General features: G+C 74.1%; 24 protein-coding genes. 12 read left to right on the forward strand and 12 right to left on the reverse strand.

The window, feature by feature from the left end; genetic code table 11:
• Positions 1-144: 144 nt before the first annotated feature.
• Complete coding sequence (locus ACFWB8_RS04820; protein WP_385222519.1) at positions 145-348, reverse strand: hypothetical protein; 204 nt, start codon at positions 346-348, stop codon at positions 145-147.
• A gap of 380 nt (positions 349-728) precedes the next feature.
• On the opposite strand from ACFWB8_RS04820, the gene ACFWB8_RS04825 reads away from it, so the two are divergent.
• Complete coding sequence (locus tag ACFWB8_RS04825) at positions 729-1862, forward strand: aminotransferase class V-fold PLP-dependent enzyme (RefSeq protein ID WP_385222521.1); 1134 nt, start codon at positions 729-731, stop codon at positions 1860-1862.
• Between the two features lie 74 nt (positions 1863-1936).
• Here the strand turns inward: ACFWB8_RS04825 and ACFWB8_RS04830 are convergent, their stop codons facing one another.
• A complete protein-coding gene (locus ACFWB8_RS04830; protein WP_385222524.1) occupies positions 1937-2422 on the reverse strand; it encodes a DUF1772 domain-containing protein in 486 nt (161 codons plus the stop codon).
• A 194-nt stretch (positions 2423-2616) separates the two neighbouring features.
• Between ACFWB8_RS04830 and ACFWB8_RS04835 the strand changes: the two genes are divergently transcribed.
• The 4 genes from ACFWB8_RS04835 (at position 2617) to ACFWB8_RS04850 (ending at position 7289) form a co-directional block, all read left to right on the forward strand.
• Positions 2617-4191, forward strand: a complete 1575-nt coding sequence (locus ACFWB8_RS04835; protein WP_385222526.1) for an acyl-CoA carboxylase subunit beta — start codon at positions 2617-2619, stop codon at positions 4189-4191.
• Positions 4188-4430 carry an acyl-CoA carboxylase epsilon subunit gene (locus ACFWB8_RS04840; RefSeq protein WP_385222529.1) on the forward strand — a complete coding sequence of 81 codons (243 nt, stop codon included), beginning with the start codon at positions 4188-4190 and terminating at the stop codon, positions 4428-4430. The genes ACFWB8_RS04835 and ACFWB8_RS04840 overlap by 4 nt, the downstream gene beginning before the upstream one ends.
• Before the next feature lie 55 nt (positions 4431-4485).
• Positions 4486-5835: an NADP-specific glutamate dehydrogenase gene (gene gdhA, locus ACFWB8_RS04845; RefSeq protein WP_385222532.1), complete on the forward strand. Its 1350-nt coding sequence runs from the start codon at positions 4486-4488 to the stop codon at positions 5833-5835.
• A gap of 113 nt (positions 5836-5948) precedes the next feature.
• Positions 5949-7289 carry an AMP-binding protein gene (locus ACFWB8_RS04850; protein ID WP_385222535.1) on the forward strand — a complete coding sequence of 447 codons (1341 nt, stop codon included), beginning with the start codon at positions 5949-5951 and terminating at the stop codon, positions 7287-7289.
• Here ACFWB8_RS04850 and ACFWB8_RS04855 read toward each other — a convergent pair.
• Positions 7286-7708 carry a MarR family transcriptional regulator gene (locus ACFWB8_RS04855; RefSeq protein ID WP_385222641.1) on the reverse strand — a complete coding sequence of 141 codons (423 nt, stop codon included), beginning with the start codon at positions 7706-7708 and terminating at the stop codon, positions 7286-7288. The two genes, ACFWB8_RS04850 and ACFWB8_RS04855, sit on opposite strands and share 4 nt — an antisense overlap.
• 162 nt (positions 7709-7870) lie before the next feature.
• Between ACFWB8_RS04855 and ACFWB8_RS04860 the strand changes: the two genes are divergently transcribed.
• From ACFWB8_RS04860 to ACFWB8_RS04870, 3 genes are read left to right on the forward strand one after another with little or no spacing between them, the layout of a single operon-like run.
• Complete coding sequence (locus tag ACFWB8_RS04860) at positions 7871-8737, forward strand: alpha/beta fold hydrolase (protein WP_385222538.1); 867 nt, start codon at positions 7871-7873, stop codon at positions 8735-8737.
• Between the two features lie 50 nt (positions 8738-8787).
• The gene (locus ACFWB8_RS04865) at positions 8788-9726 is read left to right on the forward strand and encodes a DMT family transporter (protein WP_385222541.1); all 939 of its coding nucleotides are present in this window, start codon (positions 8788-8790) and stop codon (positions 9724-9726) included.
• Positions 9727-9774: 48 nt separating this feature from the next.
• A complete protein-coding gene (locus ACFWB8_RS04870; protein ID WP_385222544.1) occupies positions 9775-10614 on the forward strand; it encodes an oxaloacetate decarboxylase in 840 nt (279 codons plus the stop codon).
• Here the strand turns inward: ACFWB8_RS04870 and ACFWB8_RS04875 are convergent.
• Both ACFWB8_RS04875 and ACFWB8_RS04880 read right to left on the reverse strand, forming a co-directional pair.
• Positions 10595-11140 carry a GNAT family N-acetyltransferase gene (locus tag ACFWB8_RS04875; protein ID WP_385222546.1) on the reverse strand — a complete coding sequence of 182 codons (546 nt, stop codon included), beginning with the start codon at positions 11138-11140 and terminating at the stop codon, positions 10595-10597. The two genes, ACFWB8_RS04870 and ACFWB8_RS04875, sit on opposite strands and share 20 nt — an antisense overlap.
• Positions 11133-11588 carry a GNAT family N-acetyltransferase gene (locus ACFWB8_RS04880; protein ID WP_385222549.1) on the reverse strand — a complete coding sequence of 152 codons (456 nt, stop codon included), beginning with the start codon at positions 11586-11588 and terminating at the stop codon, positions 11133-11135. Before ACFWB8_RS04880 ends, ACFWB8_RS04875 begins: the two co-directional genes overlap by 8 nt.
• 168 nt (positions 11589-11756) lie before the next feature.
• Between ACFWB8_RS04880 and ACFWB8_RS04885 the strand changes: the two genes are divergently transcribed.
• On the forward strand, positions 11757-12494 hold the full coding sequence (locus ACFWB8_RS04885) for a 4'-phosphopantetheinyl transferase superfamily protein (protein ID WP_385222552.1): 738 nt from the start codon (positions 11757-11759) through the stop codon (positions 12492-12494).
• A 75-nt stretch (positions 12495-12569) separates the two neighbouring features.
• On the opposite strand, the gene ACFWB8_RS04890 is transcribed toward ACFWB8_RS04885, so the two are convergent.
• The 4 genes from ACFWB8_RS04890 to ACFWB8_RS04905 all read right to left on the reverse strand — a co-directional run bounded on the left by ACFWB8_RS04890 (position 12570) and on the right by ACFWB8_RS04905 (position 18083).
• A complete protein-coding gene (locus ACFWB8_RS04890) occupies positions 12570-14174 on the reverse strand; it encodes an ATP-binding protein (protein ID WP_385222555.1) in 1605 nt (534 codons plus the stop codon).
• 504 nt (positions 14175-14678) lie between these two features.
• The gene (locus ACFWB8_RS04895) at positions 14679-15053 is read right to left on the reverse strand and encodes a hypothetical protein (protein ID WP_385222557.1); all 375 of its coding nucleotides are present in this window, start codon (positions 15051-15053) and stop codon (positions 14679-14681) included.
• A 13-nt stretch (positions 15054-15066) separates the two neighbouring features.
• Positions 15067-17085, reverse strand: a complete 2019-nt coding sequence (locus tag ACFWB8_RS04900; RefSeq protein ID WP_385222559.1) for a BTAD domain-containing putative transcriptional regulator — start codon at positions 17083-17085, stop codon at positions 15067-15069.
• Between the two features lie 14 nt (positions 17086-17099).
• Positions 17100-18083, reverse strand: coding sequence for an AfsA-related hotdog domain-containing protein (locus ACFWB8_RS04905; RefSeq protein WP_377779136.1), 984 nt, complete (start codon positions 18081-18083; stop codon positions 17100-17102).
• Between the two features lie 406 nt (positions 18084-18489).
• Here ACFWB8_RS04905 and ACFWB8_RS04910 point away from each other — a divergent pair, with 406 nt between their 5' ends.
• Entirely contained in the window at positions 18490-18852 is a 363-nt protein-coding gene (locus tag ACFWB8_RS04910; protein ID WP_377779137.1) for a hypothetical protein, read from the forward strand.
• An 89-nt stretch (positions 18853-18941) separates the two neighbouring features.
• On the opposite strand, the gene ACFWB8_RS04915 is transcribed toward ACFWB8_RS04910, so the two are convergent.
• On the reverse strand, positions 18942-19514 hold the full coding sequence (locus ACFWB8_RS04915) for a hypothetical protein (protein WP_385222563.1): 573 nt from the start codon (positions 19512-19514) through the stop codon (positions 18942-18944).
• 278 nt (positions 19515-19792) lie between these two features.
• Between ACFWB8_RS04915 and ACFWB8_RS04920 the strand changes: the two genes are divergently transcribed.
• Together ACFWB8_RS04920 and ACFWB8_RS04925 are read left to right on the forward strand one after the other, a co-directional pair.
• Positions 19793-20272 carry a hypothetical protein gene (locus tag ACFWB8_RS04920; protein WP_377779142.1) on the forward strand — a complete coding sequence of 160 codons (480 nt, stop codon included), beginning with the start codon at positions 19793-19795 and terminating at the stop codon, positions 20270-20272.
• Positions 20273-20661: 389 nt separating this feature from the next.
• Positions 20662-21237: a hypothetical protein gene (locus ACFWB8_RS04925; RefSeq protein ID WP_385222566.1), complete on the forward strand. Its 576-nt coding sequence runs from the start codon at positions 20662-20664 to the stop codon at positions 21235-21237.
• A gap of 51 nt (positions 21238-21288) precedes the next feature.
• On the opposite strand, the gene ACFWB8_RS04930 is transcribed toward ACFWB8_RS04925, so the two are convergent.
• Positions 21289-21906 (reverse strand): hypothetical protein, encoded by a 618-nt coding sequence (locus ACFWB8_RS04930; RefSeq protein ID WP_385222569.1) that lies wholly within the window; start codon positions 21904-21906, stop codon positions 21289-21291.
• Between the two features lie 386 nt (positions 21907-22292).
• Entirely contained in the window at positions 22293-23312 is a 1020-nt protein-coding gene (locus ACFWB8_RS04935; protein ID WP_377779155.1) for a hypothetical protein, read from the reverse strand.
• Between the last annotated feature and the right edge of the window lie 228 nt (positions 23313-23540).

Below are 23540 nucleotides of genomic sequence, written 5' to 3' on the forward strand. Positions count from 1 at the left end.
GGGCGTGCTCCTTCGACAGCGACTGGCTGGGTGACTCGGCTGCTGGGGGGCGGTGCGGCGGTGCGGCGGTGATGGTGCGGACGGTGGCGACGGCGGGCTGCGGTCGGTCTGGCAAAACCTTGCCGGGGCGACGCGTCCGGGCGGTTACGGCCAGTCGGTGTTCGGGGCCACCGGCCAGTCGGTGTTGGGGCCGACCGGCCAGTCCGTGCCAGGTCCGGAGGCCGAGGAGGCCAGGGCGAAGGGCCAGTCGGTGTTCGGGCCGCTGTCGGCCTGGGCGATGCCGCCGGCGGTCAGGACGGCGGCGCCGACGAGGGCGGTGGTGGCGAAGACGCGGGCGATGTTCTTCATGGTGACTCCTCCGTGGCAAGTGTTTCGTTCCTGCTTGGCAACCTCTCTGCCAAGAAGATTGGCAACGCCTCCTCGGGATTCACTCGGCATTCGCTGGAGATGCGCTCAACATCCCGGGAAAACCCCCTGGATTCGCCCTGCCCGGACCTTTGTCTCGCCTCCTGTGCACCCCATCTGACCTGCGGAAACATTGGTCCTGGCAGGACCGGCACGCCCGCTTGCCAACTATTGCCAACCTCTTTTGGCACAAGAGGGGCTGGCCTCCGGAACTAGAGTCCCGCCGGAGCGGCCGTTGCCAATGCTCGCTGATTCTGGGCAATGTATTGCCAGAACAGATGGCAACATCCGGTACGCCCCAACAGCGAGGGGAGGCCCCCGAAGTGAACGCGCAGACAACCCACCGGGCCCCGACGGCCCACCTGAACACCGCGGGCACGGGCCGGATGCCCGCGGCCGTGCACGCCGTGCTCGCCGACTGCACGGCGCGCGACGACCGCTTCGGGCCCTACGTGCTGGAGGAGAGCCTCGGCCCCGTCCTCGACACCGGCATCCACGAGCGCCTCGGCGCGCTGCTCGGCGTCCCGGCCCGGCACACCGCCCTGTTCACCGGCGCGGCCGACGGCTTCGAATCCTTCGTCTCGCGCCTCCCGCTCGGCCCCGGCGACCGGATCTGGACCACCCCGCACGAGGGCGTGGCCCACCTGGCCACGCTCGTCGCCCTGCGCGACCGCACCCGCTGCACCCTCGAAGTCGTGCCGCTGCGCGAGGACGGCGACCTCGACCTCGACTGGATGCGCGAGCACCTCGATGAGAACGTCGCGCTCGTCTCCGTCGTCCACGTCTCCTCGGCCTGCGGAACCGTCAACCCGGTCGAGGCCGTCGGCCGGCTCCTCGCCCCCCACCGCGCGCTGTACGCCGTCGACGCGTCCCACTCCGTCGGCCAGCTCCCCGTCGACGCCGCGCGCATCGGCTGCGCCCTGCTCACCGCCGACGGGTGGCGGTTCCTGCGCGGCCCGGACGGCATCGGGTTCGGCTACGTGGACCCGGGCCTGGGGGAGTCGCTCGCGCGGCCGCCCGTCGCCGCCGCCGTCGCCGCGCTGCACGAGGCACTCGTCCGGCACGAGGCGGACGCGTCCCACCCGTACGAGAGCCTCCTGCCGCGGCTGCGTGCCGCGGTCGGCCGGCTGCCCGGGATCCGGCTGCTCGCCCCGGGGCGGGAGCAGGCCGGGATCGTGGGCTTCCGCCACGACGAGGTGCCCGCCGCCCTCATCCGCCGCGGGCTGGCCCGGCGCGGGGTGGTCGTGCGCAAGGCGGTCGCGCAGGAGACCCCGCTGCACCCGGCCTCGGCCGCCGGTGCCACGGCCGTCGGCGCCTCCGTCCACCACGACAACACCCCCGCGGACATCGACCGCTTCGCGCTCGCCCTGCGGGAGGTGCTGCGCGAGGAGCGGCCGGCCGTCACCGCGGCGGCGGTCCCCGCCCGCCGGGCGCTCGTGGCGGTGGAGAGCGCCTGAGATACCCGTACGGGCGGGCAGGGCGGGGCAGGGCGGGGCAGGGCGGGGGCTGGGGCAGGCGGGGCGGGCCGGGCTCAGTGTGCGAGCAGGGCCCACACCAGGAAGCCGAGGGCCGCCGTGCACAGCACGGTGCGCCACCGGTTGGCGGGAACCCAGCGCGCCTCGAACGCCCGGCGCACGGCGGCGGGGTCGGCGATCCTCTCGACCGGCCCGGCCGCCTCAAGGGCGTTGTTGAGCGGGATGTTCACCCGCCCCGTCACCGCCAGCGCGAGCGCGTGGGCGACGAGCGCCCCGACGAGCGGTGCCAGCGCGCCGTGCCCGTCGGCGGGCAGGTGCAGGGCGAGCGCCAGTCCCGTGAAGAGGGGGGCGCCGAGGAAGGCGAGCAGGAACCAGCCGCCGAGGATGGCGACGTTGATCCGCTGCATCACCGCGATGAGGGTCCGGTCGTCGGACTGCTTCAGGGCCGGCATGACCGAGACGTCGAAGGCGAAGAACAGCCCCGCGACCAGGCCCGTGGCGAGGGTCGCCGCGACGAGCGACGCGAGCCGAGCGAGATCCATGTCCGCTTCCTCCGATTCCCCCTCGTCGCTCCCGTTGGTCAGGGAAAGGTCATCAAGGTCATCGAATGGTCAAGTCAGCCGATCATAAGGGCCTCAGGACCCGGTGTCGCGTGGGATTCGAGTGTCCTTCCAAGGCGTCTTGAGCCTCGCCCGCGACGGTGGCTGGAATCCGGCCGCAGACCTGGAGGAGCCACATGACCATCATCGACGCGCCACCCATACCCGCCCAGGACCGTGCCGCGGAACTGGCCGAGATCAAGGCCCAGGTGCTCGCCGGGCCGGACGAGCGGGCCACCGAACGCCAGCACTCCAAGGGCAAGCTGACCGCCCGCGAGCGGATCGACCTGCTGCTCGACCCGGACTCGTTCCACGAGATCGAGGCCCTGCGCAGACACCGCGCGACCGGTTTCGGACTGGAAGCCAAGCGCCCCTACACCGATGGTGTGATCACCGGCTGGGGCACCGTGGACGGCCGCACGGTCTTCGTGTACGCGCACGACTTCCGGATCTTCGGCGGGGCGCTCGGCGAGGCCCACGCCACGAAGATCCACAAGATCATGGACATGGCCCTCGCGGCCGGCGCCCCGCTCGTCTCGCTCAACGACGGCGCGGGCGCCCGTATCCAGGAAGGCGTCTCCGCGCTGGCCGGCTACGGCGGCATCTTCCAGCGCAACACCAAGGCCTCGGGAGTCATCCCGCAGATCTCGGTCATGCTCGGACCGTGCGCGGGCGGCGCCGCCTACTCCCCGGCGCTCACGGACTTCATCTTCATGGTCCGCGACACCTCGCAGATGTTCATCACCGGCCCCGACGTCGTACGGGCCGTCACCGGCGAGGAGATCACCCAGAACGGCCTCGGCGGCGCCGACGTGCACGCGGGCACCTCCGGGGTGGCCGCCTTCGCGTACGACGACGAGGAGACCTGCCTGGAGGAGGTGCGCCACCTGATCTCGCTGCTGCCCGCCAACAACCGCGAGATGGCGCCCCACGAGGCCACCGACGACCCCGCGGACCGGCGCACCGACGCCCTCAGCGGCATCGTCCCGGTCAACCCGCAGCAGGCGTACGACATCCGCAAGGTCATCGAGGAGATCGTCGACGACGGCGACTACTTCGAGGTCCAGTCGGCCTGGGCGAGCAACGTCGTGGTCGCCCTCGCCCGGATGGACGGGCACGTCACCGGCTTCATCGCCAACCAGCCCGCCAGCTACGCGGGCGTCCTGGACATCCACGCCTCGGAGAAGGCGGCGCGCTTCGTGCAGTTCTGCGACGCCTTCAACATCCCGCTGGTCACCCTCGTCGACGTCCCCGGCTTCCTGCCCGGCGTGGACCAGGAGCACGGCGGGATCATCCGGCACGGTGCGAAGCTGCTGTACGCGTACTGCAACGCCACCGTGCCCCGGATCTCGCTGGTGCTGCGCAAGGCGTACGGCGGCGCGTACATCGTCATGGACTCGCGGTCCATCGGCGCGGACCTGGCGCTGGCCTGGCCGACCAACGAGATCGCGGTGATGGGCGCCGAGGGCGCGGCGAACGTCATCTTCCGTCGCGAGATCGCCGCCGCGGACGACCCCGACGCGATGCGCGCACAGAAGATCAAGGAGTACACCACCGAGCTGATGCACCCGTACTACGCGGCCGAACGCGGCCTCGTCGACGACGTCATCGACCAGGGCGAGACCCGTTCGGTGCTCGTCGGGGCGCTCGCGATGCTCCGCACCAAGTACGCCGACCTGCCGTCGCGCAAGCACGGCAACCCGCCGGTATGACGGCGGCGGAGCGGGCCCCGGACGGCGAGCCGGCCGCGGGGCGGGCCCCGGAGCCGTGGCGGATCACCGGCGGGAATCCCGACGCGGCGGAGACGGCCGCCGTGATGGCGGTCCTGACGGCCCTGCTGAGCAGGTCCGAAGACCCGGGAACGGAGCAGCCGCGCACGGTAGCCTCCGGCTGGGACCGGATCCGGACCAGTGACTTCCGCCATGCCGGGAGCTGGCGCCGACCAGCCTGAGCGGGCGCCGGCCAGCCTGAGCCGGCGCCGGCCCGACCCACAAAAGGAGCAGATCGTGAAGGACCCGAAGGACCGGCTGGACGCGCTGCGGGCCGACATCGAACGCCGCAACCCCGCCCAGCCCGAGTTCCACCAGGCGGTACGGGAGGTCCTGGACACCCTGGCCCCCGTGTTCGCGGCGCGACCCGAGTACGCGGCGGCGGGGCTCGTCGAACGGCTCGTGGAGCCCGAGCGGCAGATCATCTTCCGGGTCCCCTGGCAGGACGACCACGGTCGCGTCCACGTCAACCGCGGCTACCGCATCGAGTTCAACAGCGCGCTCGGACCGTACAAGGGGGGCCTGCGCTTTCACCCGTCCGTGGACATCGGCGTGGTGAAGTTCCTCGGCTTCGAGCAGATCTTCAAGAACGCGCTGACCGGCCTCGGCATCGGCGGAGGCAAGGGCGGCAGCGACTTCGACCCGCACGGCAGGTCGGACTCCGAGGTCATGCGCTTCTGCCAGTCCTTCATGACCGAACTCCACCGCCACATCGGCGAGCACACCGACGTCCCGGCCGGCGACATCGGCGTCGGCGGCCGGGAGATCGGCTACCTCTTCGGCCAGTACCGGCGCATCACCAACCGCTGGGAGGCCGGCGTGCTGACCGGCAAGGGCCGCGGCTGGGGCGGCTCCGCGATCCGCCCCCAGGCCACCGGCTACGGCAGCGTGCTGTTCGCCGCCGAGATGCTGGGGCGGCGCGGAGCCGCCCTGGACGGCCTCACCGCCGTCGTCTCCGGCTCCGGCAACGTGGCGGTCCACACCATCGAGAAGCTCCAGCAGCTGGGCGCCAACCCGCTGACGGCGTCCGACTCCCGGGGCTACGTGGTCGACGACAAGGGCATCGACCTCGCCCTGCTCAAGCAGATCAAGGAAGTCGAACGAGGGCGGGTGAGCGAGTACGCCGAGCGCCGCGGCTCCTCCGCCCGCTACGTCCCCGGCGGCCGGGTGTGGGAGGTCCCGGCGGACGTGGCCTTCCCGTCGGCCACGCAGAACGAACTGACCGCGCAGGACGCCCGGCTGCTGATCGCGAACGGGGTCCGCGCGGTATCGGAGGGCGCCAACATGCCCACCACCCCCGACGCCGTCCGCCTCCTGCAGGAAGCCGGGGTCGCCTTCGGCCCGGGCAAGGCGGCGAACGCGGGCGGCGTCGCGGTCAGCGCCCTGGAGATGAGCCAGAACGCCGGCCGGGTGGCCTGGAGCGCGGAGCGCGTCGAGGACGAACTCGCCTCGATCATGCGCGACATCCACGAGGTCTCGTACGAGACGGCCGCCCGCTACGGCGCGCCGGGCGACTACGTGACGGGCGCGAACATCGCCGGCTTCGAGCGGGTGGCGGACGCGATGCTGGCCCAGGGCGTGATCTGACGGCGGCGGGCGGCGGGCGGCGGGCGATGGGCGGTGGGCGGGGTGCGGGGTGCGGCCTGCGCCGTACCCTGGCCCCGACCAGCCACATCGCACACCGCAGGGGGACGCCGCCCGTGCTCACCGCACTCACCGGCACATACGGAGACCGCCCGGACGCCGTCAGCGTCGCCGGCCGCACCGCCTCGTACGAGGAACTCCTCGGCGCGGCCCGGGCCGTGGCCGCGGACGTCGCCGGCGCCCCGGCCTTCGCCGTCACCGCGACCCCCACCCTCGAGACCGTCGCCGCCGCGGTCGGCGCACTGCTGGCCGGCGTGCCCCTCGTACCGCTGCCGCCCGACGCCGGACCGGCCGAACGCGAGCACATCCTGCGGGACTCGGGCGCCGAGCTCCTCGACGTCGACTTCGCCCGGCGCTCCGACCGGACCCCCGCGTCCGCCGCGGCCCCCGGCGATCCGGCCCTCGTCCTCTACACCTCCGGCACCACCGGCCCGCCCAAGGGCGTCGTCCTGTCCGCCGCGGCGATCACCGCCGATCTCGACGCCCTCGCCGAAGCCTGGCAGTGGAGCGCCGAGGACACCCTCGTGCACGGGCTGCCGCTGTTCCACGTGCACGGGCTCGTCCTCGGCGTCCTCGGCGCCCTGCGCACCGGGAGCCGGCTGGTGCACACCGGCCGCCCCACCCCCGAGGCCTACGCCGAGGCCGCCGGCAGCCTCTACTTCGGGGTCCCCACCGTCTGGTCCCGCGTCGCCCGCGCTCCGCGGGAGGCCGCCGCGCTCGCGGGCGCCCGCCTGCTCGTCTCCGGCAGCGCCGCGCTGCCGGCGCCCGTCTTCCGGGACCTGGAACGCCTCACCAGCCTGCGCCCCGTGGAGCGCTACGGGATGACCGAGACGCTGATCACCGTCAGCGGCCGCGCGGGCGGCGCGGTCCGCCCCGGCACGGTCGGCACCCCGCTGCCCGGCATCCGTACCCGCATCGCAGCCGAGCCGGGTGCCGAGATCGGCGAACTGCAGCTCACCGGGCCGACGTTGTTCTCCGGCTACCTGGGCCGCCCGGAGGCGACGGCCGCCGCGTACACCGAGGACGGGTGGTTCCGTACGGGCGACATCGCGGCCGTCGAGGAGACCGACGGGGTCCACCGCATCGTGGGCCGCGCCTCCATCGACATGATCAAGTCGGGCGGCTACCGGATCGGCGCCGGGGAGATCGAGAACGCCCTGCTGGACCACCCCAAGGTCACCGAGGCCGCGGTGGTCGGCGTCCCGGACGCCGACCTGGGCCAGCGCATCGTCGCCTTCGTCGTCGCCGAAGGGGTCACCGGGGCCGAACTGACCGACTTCGTCGCCGCCCACCTGTCGGTGCACAAGCGCCCGCGCGAGGTCCGCTTCGTCTCCGCCGTCCCGCGCAACGCCATGGGCAAGCCACAGAAGAAGCTGCTGCTGACGGACGGGTTCTAGGCCTCGCCGGCCGCCGCGCCGCGGGGCACCAGGTACCGGGCCAGGACCTCCAGGGCGCCGGCCACCTGGGCCTGCGCGGCGGCGTCGCCGAGCGCCTTGGCGAGGGCCTCCTCGACCTTGGAGGTGCCGGCGGCCCGTACGGCGGCCACCCGCGCGGACGTCCCGGGCGCCGGGCGGACCAGGGTCCGGCGGCGGTCGGCGGGGTCGGGGGCCGTCTCCACGGAGCCGGCCTCCCGCAGGCGGGCGACGGCGCCCGAGACCTGACTCTGCGGCAGGCCCGTCCGCTGGGCCGTCTCGCCCACGGTGGTGTCCGGGTGCGCGGCGATGTCCCCGGCCACGATGACCACGGAGCGGGTGCCTCCGGCGTACTGGCCGGATCCGCCGGGGGGTTCGGGCAGGGCCTCCTCGCCGAGCTTCATCAGGGCGCGGCCGAGCAGGAACAGTTCGATTCCATCCACGGCTCCACGCTACCGCAGACGCATCGATTCCGATCCATCGCTATTGATGTATCTGTTTCGATGGGTTAGCCTGATCGCAGAGAAGGAGATCCGAAGCGACATGCGAAGAGAGAGGGAGCCACCATGTCCCGCACGACCACGACCACCGCTGCCACCACCGCTGCCACCACCGGGACCCTGCCGGTGCCCGGCGCCGCCCTGCACTACCGACTCGAGGGCTCGGGGCCGCTGTTGCTCATCGCGCAGAGCGGCGAGGGGGACGCCGACCGCAGCATCGACCTGGTATCGCACCTCGCCGGGGACTTCACCGTCCTGACCTACGACCGCCGGGGCCTCTCCCGCAGCCGGCTCGACGAGCCCGGGCGGACCACGTCCCTCGACGAGCACGCCGAGGACGTGCGCCGGCTGCTGGCCTCCCTCACCGACGAGCCCGCCCTGATGCTCGGCTGCAGCTTCGGCGCCGTCATCGGACTGCACCTGGCCGCCCGGCACCCGGGCCGGGTCGCCACTCTCGTGGCCCACGAGCCGGTCGCCCCGCGGCTGCTGCCCGCGGCCGACCGCGTCCGCCACGAGGCGGAACTCGCGGAACTCCAGGAGATACACCGCTCGGGCGGGCTCGGCGCCGTCTTCCCGGAGATCGCCCGGGCCGTCGGCATAGACCTGTCCCGCCCCGACACCGAGCCCGGCCTCACCCCGCAGCCCATGGACGACCGGCGCCGCGCCAATTTCGCGTACTTCGTCGAGCACGACTTCTCGGCGGTCATCCAGGACGCCACCCTCGACCTGAGGGCCCTCGCCGCCACCACCACGCGGATCGTCCCGGCCGTGGGCGCGGCCACCCCCTCCACCGTCTTCGACCGCCGGTGCGCCACGGCCCTGGCGGATCTGCTGGGCACGGAGATACGCAGCTTCCCGGGCGGGCACAACGGCAACACCACCCACCCGAGGGCGTACGCGGCCGTGCTGCGCGCACTGTTCACCGCGCCGTGACGCGGGGAAACCAAGTGGGCAGGTGGGGCTGCTGTGAGTAACTTGCTCGCATGGAGCAAACGGCTGGCGATGCCAGAAGCGATCAGCGTGCCCTGATAGCCGCAGGCATCACCGTCGTGCTGTGGGCCTCCGCCTTCGTGGCGATCCGTTCCTCGGCCGCCCATTTCAGTCCCGGGGCGCTGGCGTTGGGCCGGCTGCTGACGGCCTCGGTCGCGCTCGGGATCGTCCTGCTCGTCAAGCGCGTACCGCTGCCCGCCCGCGAGGCATGGCCCGGGATCCTGGCCTCCGGGGTGCTCTGGTTCGGCCTGTACATGGTGACGCTGAACTGGGGCGAGCAGCTCGTGGACGCCGGGACGGCGGCCATGGTCGTCAACATCGGACCGATCGTGATCGCCCTGCTCAGCGGGTGGCTTCTCAAGGAGGGCTTCCCGCCGATGCTGCTGGCGGGGATGGGGGTCTCCTTCGCGGGCGCCGCCGTCGTGGGCGTGTCCACCTCCAACGGCGAATCCGCCTCACTGTCCGGCGTGCTGCTCTGCCTGGTCGCGGCCCTCGCCTACGGGGCCGGGGTGGTCTCGCAGAAGCCGGCGCTGAAGCACGCCAGTCCGATCCAGGTGACGACGTACGGCTGCTTCGTCGGCACGGCCGTCACCCTCCCCTTCGCCGGGCAGCTCGTCGCCGAACTGCCCGACGCCCCGCTCACCGCCACCCTCAACATGGTCTACCTGGGGCTGTTCCCGACGGCCCTGGCCTTCACCACGTGGACGTACGCGCTCGCGCGGACCACCGCCGGGAAGATGGGCGCGACCACCTACGCGGTGCCGGCCCTCGTCGTACTGATCGCCTGGGTCGCCCTCGACGAGATCCCCGGCTGGCTGACCCTGCTGGGCGGGGCGATCTGCCTGGCCGGCGTCGGGGTCTCCCGCAGGCGCCCCGCCGCGCCGCCGGCCGCCCCGCCGGGCGGCGGGGAACCGGTGCGCACCGCCGACTGACCTCCGCAACTGCCGCCGTACCGCTGCCCGCACTTCCAGGAGAACGACATGAACCGCACCGCCGCAGCCGAAGCCCAGTACCAGCGGGGCGTCGCCTTCCGGGACCTGCACGCCGGGCCGCGTCCCTTCGTCGTGCCGAACCCCTGGGACGCGGGTACCGCGCGGCTCCTGGCGGGCTTCGGCTTCGCCGCCCTGGCCACCACCGGGGCCGGACTCGCCCACAGCCTCGGGCGGCCCGACGGTGCGAACCGGGTCGGCCGCGCCGAGATCCTCGCCAATGCCCGCGCTATCGTGGACGCCACCGGCCTGCCGGTGACCGCCGATCTGGAGAGCGGCTTCGGGGAGCGCCCCGATGACGTCGCCGAGACCATCCGGCTCGCCGCCGACGCCGGCCTGGTCGGCGGCTCCATCGAGGACTCCACCGGCCGCGACGAGGACCCGGTGCGCCCGCTCGGCGAAGCCGTGGAACGGGTCGCGGCCGCCGTCGAGGCGGCCGGGCGGCTGGACTTCCCCTTCACCGTCACCGCCCGCGCCGAGAACTTCTTCCAGGGCCGCCCCGACCTCGACGACACCATCCGCCGCCTCCAGGCCTACGAGGCGGCCGGCGCCGACGTGCTCTACGCCCCGGCCCTGCCGGACGCCGACGCCATCCGCGCGGTCTGCTCCGCACTCTCCCGACCCGTCAACGTCCTGATGGGCGGCGCCCTGAAGCTCTCCGTCGCCGACCTCGGCGCCCTGGGCGTGCGCCGCATCAGCACCGGCTCCGCCCTCTCCCGCACCGCCCTGGGCGCACTCACCCGCGCCGCCCGCGAAATCACCGAAGACGGCACCTTCACCTTCGCCACGGACGCCCTGCCGTACGCCGAGGTCAACGAGCTGCTGGAGTAGGGGCGTCCGTGTAGCCGAGGCGGCGGTTCATGGCTATGGCACGGGTGTTGGCGGCGTGGTGGACCGTGCGGATCCTGGAGACGCCGCAGAGGCCGGCGAAGGCGATGCCGAGGGTTTTGAGGGCGAGGGAGATCCCGCGGCCCCGGTAGGGCGCCCGGACGCCGGTCATCTCGTTGAAGACGAAGCCGTCCGCGCGGTGGTCGGACGTCGCCGACATCCCGATCCACGCATCGCCGTCGTACGCGATCACGACCCCGCGCGGATCGTAGGAGGGCGCCTCGAAGCGGACCCGTACGTTCTCCTCGTACGAGGAGAACGCGCCGCGCCCCGGGATGTCGGCCGAGCACTCCTTGTTGAGCTCGTACAGCGCCCGCCGCGGCTCGGGGCCGTCACCGAGCGCGGCCATCGTCGTGGAGCCGATCCCGGCGGCCCGGCAGTTCTCCACGTACGGCGCGAACCGCGCGGCGTCGAAGGCCGCCGCGTCGAGTTCGAGACGGACCCACGACGCCGCGTCGAGCTCAGACATGCTCCTGCTCCAGGCGCAGGTCGACGAAGGCGAGGGTGTCGCCCGGCAGGACGTACCGGTCGGTCTCGGTGAAGCCGTGGCGCACGGCGAAGCGCAGGCCCTGCGTGTTGGACTCCAGGACCACGGTCTCGATCACCGTGGCCCCGAGTGCCCGTGCCTGGGCCAGGCCGTGCTCGTACAGGGCGCGGCCGAACCCCCGGCCGCGGTACTCGGGCAGGACCCGCGCGATCACGGTGGCGGTCGCCGGGTCGTCCGCCGGCGGGCGCACCGTCATGCAGCCCACGAGCACGTCGCCGAGGCGGGCCACGTCCAGCAGGTTGCGCCCCGAGCGCTCCCGTACCTCCTGCGGCGACAGCGGGGCGGTCGGGATGATCAGGTTGTGCACCTGGCGCCAGTCCCGCAGGGCGGCCTCATCGCCCGCCCTTTCGATAACAAGATCGGATGTCATGCCGCACATCCTGCGGCAGGGCGCCGGGGCTTTTAGCAGTCGTTTAGCCCGCGGTCGGAGAATGAGGGCTGACTGGGCCCTCAGGGGTACCGGATTGGGATGGTTTGTCAGAAATTCCGTATTCCCGCCGCCGGTGAGGTCGGCGCGGGCGGGCGTGGGGTGGGGCTCATGGTGTCGGCTGGGCGGGTGTCGGTGGTGCTGGACGGACCGGTGGAGGTCACTGCGTCGGGTCCGCAGGCGGGGCCGGAATGGGACTGGGCCGGTGAGCTCGTCCGCAAGGGCGGTTCCGCCCTGCTCTACGCACGCCTGGACCGGCTGCCGGCCGGGCCGGAGTCCGACGCGGGACGGCGGGCCGGACTCGTCTCCCCGGAGGACCGCGACCGGTACACGGGCGCGCGGACGCTGCTGGAGCGGCTCGGCCGCGCGATCGGCGGCGACGCGGGCGGGGCGGTCCACTGGGGCGTGGCGGGCCGTCCGGTGCTGGCCGGATGCGAGGGAGTCGACGTCAGCGTCAGCTGCGCGGCGGGCATCGTGCTCGTCGGCGTGAGCGGCGGGGGCCTGGTCGGCGTCGACGTCGAGAGGTCGGACCGGCCGCTCTACGGCTCGGGCGCCGGGCGCCGCGTGTGCACCCCGTACGAGCTGGTGTCGCTGGCCCGGCTGGCGCCGCGCGAGCGGGACGGCGAACTGGTGCGGCTGTGGACGCTCAAGGAGGCGTACCGCAAGGCCGTCGGCTGGGGCGCGGGATTCCCGTTCGGACAGTTCGGCTTCGGTCCCGACGGCCGGCCGGTACGGGTCCAGCGGCCGGACGGCTCGGTGGGCCGGGGCGAGGAATGGCTGTTCCACTCGGCGGAACTGCCCGGCGGCTTCCGGATCGGTGCCGCGCTCTACACGCCCGAGACCGCTTGAGAACGCCTGCGACCGCTTGAGAACGGTTGAGAACGCTTGAGGCTCAGCTGCCGTTGTTCGGGATGGTCAGCGTGGTCAGGATGATCCCGTTCTCGGTGGTGTAGTGCCCGGTGAGCGTGGTCGGGTGCGCCGTGGACCGGTGCGGGGTGATGCGCGCAGCATGACCAGCGCGTACGTCTCCAAGGCGGCCGGCAGCCGGGTGCGTTCCCCGAGCCCCGCGTACAGCTCCAGCACCTCCCGCAGGGCCCTCAACGCCCCCAGGTCGTCCGGCTCTTCCCCGGCGCCGGGGTCCAGCGCCGCGGCGGCCGCCTCGGTCAGCGCATGGGCGAGCCCGCAGGCGCCCCGGATCCGGCGGTGCGTGTCCAGCGCCTGTTCCCGCAGCTCGGCGGCCCTGCGCAGCCCCGCCCCGCCGCCGAGCCGCAGGGCCCGGGCCAGCGCGGTGGCCGCCTCGGCCGCCGGGGCGGCGGCGCCCAGCGACTCCAGCGCGGTCAGGGCGGGCCGCAGCGCCGCCTCCGCGGCCTCGGCGTCGGGCAGGTGCAGCAGGGCGATCCCGAGGCGGGCGGTGACCAGCGCGCTCTGGCGCCGGTCCCCGAGCCGCTTGCACAGCGCCAGGGCGCGCCGGTGCCGGCGTACCGCGAGGTCCGCATCGCCCGGGGCGAGGGTGAAGGAGGCCGACAGGTCGATCAGCCGGGCCTGTACGGACTCGGCGGGAGCCGGGCGCCCGGGCTGCTCGGCGAGCAGCCGCTCGCACCGGCGCAGCCCCTCGGCGAGGTGCCCGTACGCCAGCCACGGGGTCCACAGCGCCAGCAGCACCGAGGCCGCCGACTCCCGGTCCCCGCGCGCCTCCAGCCGGTCCAGCGCGCCGGCCACGTTGGCGTGTTCGGCGTCCAGGATCCGCAGCCAGCGGACCTCCTCGGGGCCGGTCAGACGCGGTTCGGCGGCCAGTACGAGCTGCTGGTACGCCTCCGCGTGCCGGTCCCGTACGTCCTCCAGGCGCCGGTCCTGGCCGAGCTGCTCCAGCAGGTGGGAGCGGACCGGCTCGGGCACCGTCAGGCGCGGCTCGGGGCCGCCGTCGGCCCCGGTCACCAGGTGCGCGTCCAGCAGGGTGTCGAGCACCGGCTCGAACGGGGCGTGCCCCGCGGGCCGGACCCGGCCGGCCATCCGCATCCCGAATCCGGGAGCGAACGGCGCCAGCCGCTCCAGCAGGTGCCGTTCGGCCGGCTCCAGCCCGGCCAGCTGGGATGCGGCCAGCGCGCCCAGCGCGCGGTGCCGCGCGGGCGCGTCGGCGGGCCCGCCCGCCAGGCCGGTCAGCGCGCTGCCGCCCTGGGCGAGGCGGGCCAGCAGCACCTGCGGGGTGAACAGCCGCAGCCGCTCCGCCGCCAGGACCAGGGCGAGCGGCAGCCCCTCCAGCAGGGTGCACAGCCCGGCCAGGGCCGGGGCGTTCTCCTCCGTCAGGGCGAAACCGGACCGCACCTCGGCGGCCCGCGCGACCAACAGGGCGACGGAGGCGACCTGTTCCAGCTCGGCCGGATCCCACGCCGCGCCCGCACCCGGCGGCGGTACGTCGAGGGGGGCCAGCGCCAGCAGTTGCTCGCCCGACACCCGCAGCGGGCGGCGCGCGGTGACCAGTACGGTGGCGGCCGAGTGCGCCAGCTCGCGGGCCAGTACGGGCCCGCCCACCGTGCAGTCGTCCAGCCCAGCAGGCCGCCGGGCGGCGCGGAGCGCACCAGCGCGGCGGCCTCGGCCTCCGTGCCGACGGCGGCCAGGTCGACGTGCGCGACGGCGCCGAAGCGTGCGGTCAGCTCCGGGAGCCGGGCCCGCACCAGCGCGCTCTTGCCGACGCCGCCGGGCCCGGTCACGGTCAGCAGCCGCCCGGCGGCCAGCCGGCCGGACAGCGTCCGCGCGTCGGCCTCCCGTCCCACCAGGGCGGTGGGGGGACCCGCCGGCGCCCGGGCGGCTGTCTCCGCTACCGTCCCCCCGTACGTCTCCACCGTCATCAGGCGCCCCCTCGTGCTCCGCGGTTCCGCCCACCCGGCCGGCTCCGGAGCCGGGCACGGGCCCGCCACCCTCCCGCGGCCGGCCAAAGCGCGGCCAAAGCGCGGCCAAAGCGCGGCCGAAGCGCGGCCGAAGCGCGGCCGAAGCGCGGCCGAAGCGCGGCCGAAGCCGGGCCGGGCGGACGCATGCCTACCCCGGGATCCGCCCCGGCTTGCTTCCCTCCGGGTCGAGGGCGTCCGCGCGGGCGCGGAGGTCGTCGGCGATGCCGTCCCAGGAAGGGCCGTGCGCCACGAGGTTGAGGGACGCCTCCCGCATCATCGCCGGGTCGTCGGGCCGCTGGAACAGGATCAGCCGGTAGACGAGGTTGCGCACCCACACGGGCAGGAAGCCGTCGATCACGTGCGGGCACAGTTCGCGCAGCATGGCGAGGATCGTCTCGGCGTCGGCGAAGGTCAGCTCTTCCGCGAAGTACATCCAGTGGTGCTCGCGGGCTTCGCACGGGGGCGTCGGGCCGTACTCGTCGCCCCAGACGCACCGGGCGTGCTCGGTAAGGGTGGTGTGCATGCGGCGGCGAACGCTACGCGGAGGTTTCACCGACCTGGACGGCCGCCGGGCGCGGGGCGGGGGCGTGCAGGCGCCAGATGCCCGGGCGGACCTCCCGGTGGCGGGCCTCGTCGGACACCGCCCGGCCGGCACGTCGGGCGTAGGCCTCCAGCCGCTGTTCGCCCAGCGCCCGGGCCACGTCCTGGGCCTGGGCGAAGCAACGGGCGGCGGCCGGGCCGTCCCCCTCGTCCAGGGCCAGGAGCGCGGTGGCACGCAGCGCGTCGAAGCGGGCCCGGCCGGGGCCGGGGCACTGGGTCAGGGCCTGGTCGAGGAGTTCGCGGGCCCGTTCGCGGGCGCCCTCCTCCAGGCGGAGGTCGGCCAGTGCGGCCAGGGTGCGGCCGTGTTCCTCGTACGCCCCGCAGTGGTGGGCCGTCAGCCGGGCCTCCTCGTAGTGCGCGTGGGCGGCCGCCGACCGGCCCTGCTGCCAGGCCAGATCGCCGAGCGAGCGCAGCATCCGGGCTTCGCCCGGGCGGTCGCCGCAGCGGCGGGCCGCGTCCAGGGCCAGGGTGTGGGTGTGGGCCCACTCCGGCCAGGCCGCGCCCGCCTCCACCGGCGCGGTCAGCGCGTCGGCGAGCCGGATGACGCTGGCCCACAGCCCGGCGGCGTGCGCCTCGGCCACCGCGCCGGCGAGCGCGGCGGTCCCGGGCTCCGCCGCCCGCCAGGGGCCTCCCGGCGGGGCGGGCGGACCCGCGTGCGGCTGCGCCGGGCCGAGCAGATGCGGCGTGCTGTGCAGCGAGGCCGTACCGGTCGGCTGCGCCGGGCCGTGCGGCGGGGCCGAGGGGAGCGGCGGCGACGTGCTGTCCAGTGGGGCCGTGCGGGTCGGCTGTGCCGGGCTGTGGGGCTGCGGCGAGGCCGGGCCGAGCGGCTGTGCCGGGCTGTGCGGCTGCACCGTGACGTGTTGCTGCGGCGAGTTGTGCCGCGAGGCCGGGCTGTGGCGTTGCGCCGGGCTGTGGGGCTGCGGCGAGTTGGGGGGAACCAGGGCATCCGGTTCGTTTTCTGGGCCGAGCCAGTGGCCGGGGCGTTCCCACGCCGGGGTCCCGCGTCGGGGCGCCCCGACGCGGGGCCGCGCCGACGGGGCCGGTGTCGGCTCCCGGAGCCGGGCGGGTGCTGCCTCCGCCGGGTCGTGCGGTTCGCCGCCGGACGGTGCGGGCCGCGGGTGTGACGAGTTGGCCGGCGCCGGAGAGCCGTGGCAGGTGCAGGGGGGTGTCCGCAGGGAGGTGGGCAGGAGGGCCGGGTCGCCGGTGAGGATGCGGTGGTGGAGGCGTTGCAGGGCGGGGCCGGGTTCGATGGCCAGGTCCGCGACCAGGGTGCGGCGCAGGCGGGCGAACGTCTCCAGGGCCTCCGCCTGGCGGCCGCAGCGGAACAGCGCGAGCATCAACTGCCCGTGCAGCTCCTCCCGCAGCGGCTGCCCCGCGGCCAGTTCCCCCAGCTCGCCGACCAGTTCGTGGTGGCGCCCCAGGGCCAGCTCGGCCCGCAGCCGGGTGTCCAGCGCCGCGGCCCGGGTCTCCGCCAGCCGCACGGCCGCGGCCTCCAGCAGCGGCCCGTGCGGGGTGTCGGCTGCCAGCGGCCCCCGCCACAGCGCCAGCGCCCGGCGCTGCAGCGCGGCGGCCCGCTCCGGATCGCCGGCGGCCAGCGCGGCCCGCCCCAGAGCGTGCAACTGCTCGAACTCCGCGACGTCCAGGCGGGCCGGCCCCAGCTGCAGGGTGTAGCCGGGCGGCCGGGTCAGCAGGGTCCGCGGACCGTGCTCGGCGTCGGCCGCGCACAGCATCTTGCGCAACTGGGACACGTACACCTGCAAGGTGGTCGTCGCCGTGCGCGGCGGATCGGTCGGCCACAGCTCGTCGATCAGCGCGGGCGCCGAGACCACCTCGCCGGCGCGCATCAGCAGGGCGGCCAGTACCACCCGCAGTTTCGCGGCCTTCGGGGCGTGCGCCCGCCCCGCGGTCGTGGGTTCGCCGGTGACCTCCACCGGGCCGAGCAGCCCGAACTCCATCAGACCGGCCGTTCCTAGTAGTCCTGGACCACGCGTGCGCGTGCGTCCGCGACCGGCCGGCCGTTCTGCGTCACCGTCAGGGCGACCTCCGCGGCGGTCCGTCCCGCCCGCACCACCGCCGCGCACCGCAGTGCCACGTCGTCCGCCGCGTACCCGCTGAAGCGGACCTCGAAGGAGTCCTGCACGGCCCGGCCCGCCTCGATCCCGCCGGTGCGCGCGGCGGCCAGCAGGGCGCTCTGGCGCATGCCCTCCAGCAGCAGCAGACCCGACAGCCCGCCCCCGCCCGGCCCGGCGAACACCGGATCGCAGGGGCGCGGCACGATCCACGTGTCCAGCCGGCCGGGCCCCGGCCCGTAGTCGGCGCGGGGTCCGGGCGCCACGGGCGCGGCCTCGCGCACCACCACGTTGCCGGGGCTGCGCCGGCCCACCTCGGCCGGGGCCACCGGCCACGAAGGGCCGGGCGCGGCCGGGCCGTCCGGGGCCCGCCGGCTCTGCGCCACGTGGTTGCGGTACAGCACCGGCATCAGGAAGACCAGGCCCGCGCTGCCCGCCGCGCACACCACGTCGTCGATGGCCGCCTCCAGGCGGAACTCCAGCCCGCGCGGCACCCCGCCCACCACGTTCACGGGCGCCACCGCGATCCGGGTCAGCAGCCGCGCCCGGTCCGCTCCGGTCCGCCAGCCGGCCAGGTCCGTGAGCTCCAGTGCGAACCGGTGGAAGAGCCCCACCCGGTCCCCGGGCACCCCGAAGTACTGGTGCCCGACGAACTCGCCGATCTCCCGCACCGTGTCGGTCAGCAGCTGAGGGTCGTGGAAACGCCCCGGGCCGTCGCTGAACAGCGGGTGGGCCGCCGGAATGTCCCCGGCGAGCACGAAGTGCTCCTCGCTGCTGCCCGGCGCCTCCAGCAGGTACCGGTCCCAGGAGGGCGGGCAGTGGATGAGGTGGCGCGTGGCCGTGCCGTGCCCCAGTTCGGGGGCGGTGGTGGATGCGACCGTCATGGTGTCTCCTCGGGCCGGCGACGTCGTGCGGCGACAGGCGGTCCCCCGGGGCCGCGGCCATGTGCGCCCGGGCACGGGTCACCTGTTTCCCCGGGCCGGGCCCCTTGCACGTCCAAGCGTGCGGAGCCGTGTCTCCTTCCTGCCAGCGCAGAACGGTGGCAGCAAGCTGCACGGCAGATAGTTACGGCTTGCGCCGCCGGGCCCAACCGCCCTGGTCGGCGGTGGTGCGAGGGCCGCCGACGGCGTACGCGGACCCGTGCGGGCGCGGGTCCCGCGCGGCCGGTAGGGGTCCGGGCAGGGGGACTGCACGCACCCGCCCGATGCCTACGCTCGGCCCGCGCGGTCCGAGACCTCCCATCCGTCCCGGCCCGCGCCGGCACCTCCAGCGAACCTTCAAGGAGCGGGCATGGCCGACGTCAGCAGCCGGACAGCGGGCCAGCGGGCCCGGGCAGACCTGCTCGATCGCCTCTACATCGAGTCGTCAAGGGGCACCGGCCGGGTCCTGATCCCGGCCCTGTCAGTCCTTGCCGCAGAGCGGGCGACGCCCGGCGCCGGCGGCCCACCGCACGCCTGCGCTTCGCCGAGACCATCCCTTTCACCGCCACGCACGCCCCGGACGCCGCCCGCCTGGCCCACCACCGACTGGGCCCTCACCCACCCGGCGGCAATCGCCTGGCAGGCGGCGAAGACGGGTGAGCCCGTCACCGTTCTCTCCCTCACCCCCGAGGCGTACGAGGGCACGGGCATCCACCCGCTCGACCCCACCTAACCTTCCTCGGACCGGCCCCGCAGCAGCACCACGACGCCGCCGTCCTCGGCGAGGACAGCGGCGTCGTCGCGGCGCCGGACGCACGGCGCTCACCGGGTCGGCTGGGCCTGGCCCTGCCGGGCGCGGACCACGGCCGGGTACTTGATCGTGAACATCACCGGGATGACGAAGGTGACGACCTTGATCGCGATGGCCACCGCGGTCGCCTTCGGATCGTTGTGGATCAGGACCCACAGCAGCGCGGCCGCGGCCGCGAACGACAGCCCCCACACCAGCGTGATCACGGTGTTGGTACGGACGAAGACCTTGGACTTCCAGACCTCCTTGGGCACCATCGTGCGGGCGATGCCCAGAGTGAAGGGCCTGGCGATCAGCAGCGAGCCGAACGCGGTCGCCGCCAGCCACACGTCGACCAAGGCCGGGCCGTACGGGATGAGGGAGGAATCGGGCTGCTTGTAGGACAGCAAGGTGATTCCGGCGAAGAACACGGCCGCGCTCAACTCGATCACCATCTCGTCCCACTTCTTGCCCGAGCGGCGGCCTCGGAAGAGCACGATGCAGGCGATCGCCAGGCCCCACTGGGCGCCGCTGCGCCACTCATCGCTCGTGGCGATGCAGGCGTACGCGATCCAGGGAGCGAAGCTGATCAGGTATCGGGTCATGGAAAAGCTCCTTTCTTACCGCCCATTGCGTCAGCCCGTCCTAAGACGCCGCTAAAGGGGACCCGCCCCCTACCGCCCGGGCGCCCCGGCTCGGCCGCCCGGCCTGGGCCGCCGCCACGCGCCCGCTTCAGCCCTCCCAAGCAATCGGCTGCACGTTCTGGCGAAAATCACTTCGCAACGCCGCCGTCCCGCTGGAGGAACCGTGGTACCCCCGGCCTCGCCCGTGTCCCTCGTGCGGGTGATGGCCGCCCCATCAATTTCGAAATAGTTTCAAAGTCATGAGCACTGAGAACGCTGCCGTGAACTTCTCCGAGCTGGTGAACAAGAACAAGCAAACGCTCGCCCGGCTCAAAGAGTCACCACGGCTGCTGCTGCACCGCAGGGACGGCGAGGACCTGGTCCTCACCACCGTGGCACGGGCTGAGCAAGACCAGAGCGTGGTGTCGGCCGCGACGCGGATACTGGCTGCGATGGCGCGGCGGGAGCCCGGCAGCATGGAACTGCTCCTCGACGTGCTGCCGGACGCCTTTCCCTGGGTCAGCTTCCTCCCCGAGCCCGATGTCCACGCCTTCGCCGTCGAACTCGTCGACACCATGCGCGCCGCCGACTCCATCGGCAACAACGCGTCCATCGCTCACATGCTCATTGCATGGCAGCACACCGCCGAGGTCCACTCCGACCCCGAGCTGCTGGCGGCGCTGACCCGTGACAACGACACGGACTACGGCCCGGCGGCCGATCCGCGCACGGTCGCATGACGCCGGGCCGCGGCGACCGCGCCGCACCCCCTGCGCCGGTCACCATGCGCACGGGACCGAGGCCCTCCACCGGAACGCCTCGCCACCACCAGCTGTAGGGCCAACTGGCGCACGGAACCCACCGCGGACAGACCTGCGAGCAGTGGCAGATCGAAGTAACCGGCGGCGGCCGCATCTGGTACCTCGTGGACACCGCCCATGACACCTGCTGGATCACATTCGCGGGCACGGGCCACCCCCGGGCCACAGAGCGCGGTTGAGCCGGTCTCGCAGCCGGGCCGTGCGTCGCCTCCCCCGGGTTCATGCGGGAGGGGGTGTTTCCCCAGAGCCCGCGGGCACGGCATGGTGCATTGTGCTTTCGTCTGGCCGCGCTCTTGGACGGGGGATCGATGGGGACATGGGATCAGTTTCCGGCGCTGATCGGCGTGGTCGTCGGAGCCGTCGGCTCGTACGCGGTGGCCAGCCTCACCGAGCGGAGCCGCTGGCGGCGGGCGCGGGCGGAGCGCTGGGACGAGAAGAGGTTCCTCACCTACGCGAACTACGCGAGCACCCTGAAGGAACAGATACGCATCGCGCAGCGCATCGGGGCGGCCAGGGGTTTCGAGAACGTGGCGGATCCTCTGGACCCGGGCGAAGGCCTCGCGCAGCTGGCCGAGGCGGAGTCGAGGCGCGCGGCCGAGTGGGAGTCGGTGCTGCTCGTGGGTGATGCCGAAGCCATCGCGGCGGCTCGCGCCTGGCACGAAGCCGTGTGGAACGTCGAGTTGTACGCGCGCGGGCTCAGGGACGACCCCGCCGGGTGGACGAGCGCGGAGAAGGAGGTGAGCCGGGCCCGCGACGCGTTCTACGTGTGCGCGCGCCGCGACCTCGGGATCGCGGGCCCACCCCCGCCCTCCGGCAACTGGCCCCGGGCCTGGCAGCAGGCGCCCGGGGAGGCGGCGACGCCCTCCAGCCGGCGACGGCCGTAGGGCTCGCCCCGCCCCGCCTCGCCCCGCCTCGCCCCGCCTCGCCCCGCCCCGTCACGCCGCCGTGCGCCAGATGCCCGGGCGGACCTCGCACCAGCCCGGCGCGCCCGCCGCGGCCGGGGTGGTGACGCGGTCCGGCCAGCGCCGGGCGTAGGACTCCAGGCGGGCGTCGCCCAGCGTGCCGGCCAGGTCGAGGCAGGCGGTGAAGTGGGCGAGCGCGGCCGCCGGCCCGTCCGTTTCCAGGGCGACCAGGCCCTGCACGCGGCGGGCCTCGTAGCGCCCGCGCGGATCGTCGGCGACCGCGTCCAGCGCGGGGGAGAGCAGCGCCGCCGCGCCCTCCACCGCGCCCGCGTCCAGCTGGAGGTCGGCCAGCCCGACCAGCGCCCGGCCGCGCTCGCAGGCCGCCGGGGCCGCGTCCGCCGTCAGCAGCGCCCGCTCGTAGTAGTCGCCGGCCGTCGACAGCCGCCGCCGCTGCCAGGACAGATCGCCCAGCGACCGCAGCAGCCGCGCCTCCGCCTCCAGGTCGCCCAGCCGCCTGGCCGCGTCCAGCGCCAGCCCGTGTGCCGCCTCCCACAGCTCCCAGGAGGCCCGGGCCTCCACGAACCGCGTCATGCCGTCGGCCAGTTCCACCGTCTGCGCCCACAGCCCGGCCCGGTGCGCCGTCCGCACCATCGGTTGTGGAAGCGGCCGGGCCCGTCGCCGGGGAAACCGCCGGGGAGACCGGTGAGGAGGCCGGTGAGGAGGCCGGTGAGGACGAACTCCTCCTCTACAGCCGGCGCGACGGCCGTAGAGGAGGAGGACGGCGCCGGTGCACCAGATGGCGCGCGGCGGTGGCGGCCGGCGGCCAGGGAGCCACCGCGGTGCTCTTCATCGCCGCCTCCCTCAGAGGGCCGCGTCCCTCGCGACCCGCCAGGACAGGGTGGCGCCGACCGCATGGCCGAATCCAGGCCGTGCTGTTGGCAACTTGCTCTCTGACACCTACTGTCACCCGCTCCCCGGCCGTCCCGCCCGGGCTGTCCCACCCGCGCCGTCCCACAGGCGGTCCCACCCAGGCCGTCTCACCCCTGGTCGAGCAGCCCGGTCTGCGCGACGTTGACCCCGGCCTGGAACCGGCTGTGGGCCTCCACGTCCAGCATGATCTGCGATATGTAGCGCCGGCAGGTGCGCACCGACATGCCCAGGCGCCGGGCCACCAGCTCGTCCTTGTACCCCTGCGCCATCAGCTTGACGATCGAGCGCTTGAGGTCGTCGGTGACCTCGGGGGTGTCCTCGGCGTCCGCGCTGAACTGCGTGGCCCCCGCCCACAGGTGGTCGTACACCTTGCACACGAACGCCACCAGCGTCGGCTCCCGCACCACGACCGCGCCGGGCCTCCGGCCCACCACGTGCTGCTCGGGCAGGAAGGCCACCTCCCGGTCGTAGACGACGATCCGGTCGATGAGTTCGTCGGTGGTGCGCACCTCGGCCCCGCTGGAGGTGACCGCCCGTACGTACGCGGTGGTGGCCAGATCCCGGCGCACGGTGTGCTGGTAGAGGTGACGGATCCGGACCCCCCGCTCCAGGCGCTCCAGAGTCTTGCGGCGGGCGTTGGTCAGCAGGGGGGAAGGCCGCGACCCACCGGGCTGGGCGCTGAGCACCTCGGTGCGGCAGCGCTCGCCACACTCGTCGAGCATCGCCTGGAGCACCGAGAGGTCGCTGATCACGTCGATGGCCTCGGTCTGGTTGCGCTGCTGGCGGCTCTCGAAGTAGGCGGGCAGCAGGGAACGCATCTGGGTGCGCACGTCCGTGACCGCCTGCTGGAGCTCACGGATGTGGCTCTCGGTCGCCCCTACCAGGTCGGTCGCGGCGGCGTCCGGGCTCACCGCCACCAGCAGGTCGGGCTCGCCCGGCATGGGGCGCAGCAGGCTGAGCGCGGACAGGACCTGCTCGATGCCCGCCACGGTGGCCGTGTCGGTGCCCAGGGATGTGGCGATCTCCTCTCGGACAAAGCGGCCCAGCAGGACGGCTTTGCGGTAGGCCATGGCGCTGCCGTCGTCCAATTCGGCGAAACCAGGAACAGAGAGGGCGCTTTCAGACATCCCGCGATACTCCCCCGTGCGGTGAGGACTTGCTGTCAGGCGAGTTTACGTACGGGTGACGGACGCGGCGCGGACCGAGATGGTTTCCGAGCAACGAAGTTCACGACGGATGACGACGAGTGGGGCTGACCACCTCCGGGGGGGGGGGCGCCCCCCCCCCCCCCCCCCCCCCCCGGGGCGCGTTGAGCAGGGGGCGCCGCCCGCGGATTATGAGGTTTTTTGTTTGTA

The organism is Streptomyces sp. NPDC060031, from assembly GCF_042736805.1.
Lineage (GTDB): Bacteria > Actinomycetota > Actinomycetes > Streptomycetales > Streptomycetaceae > Streptomyces.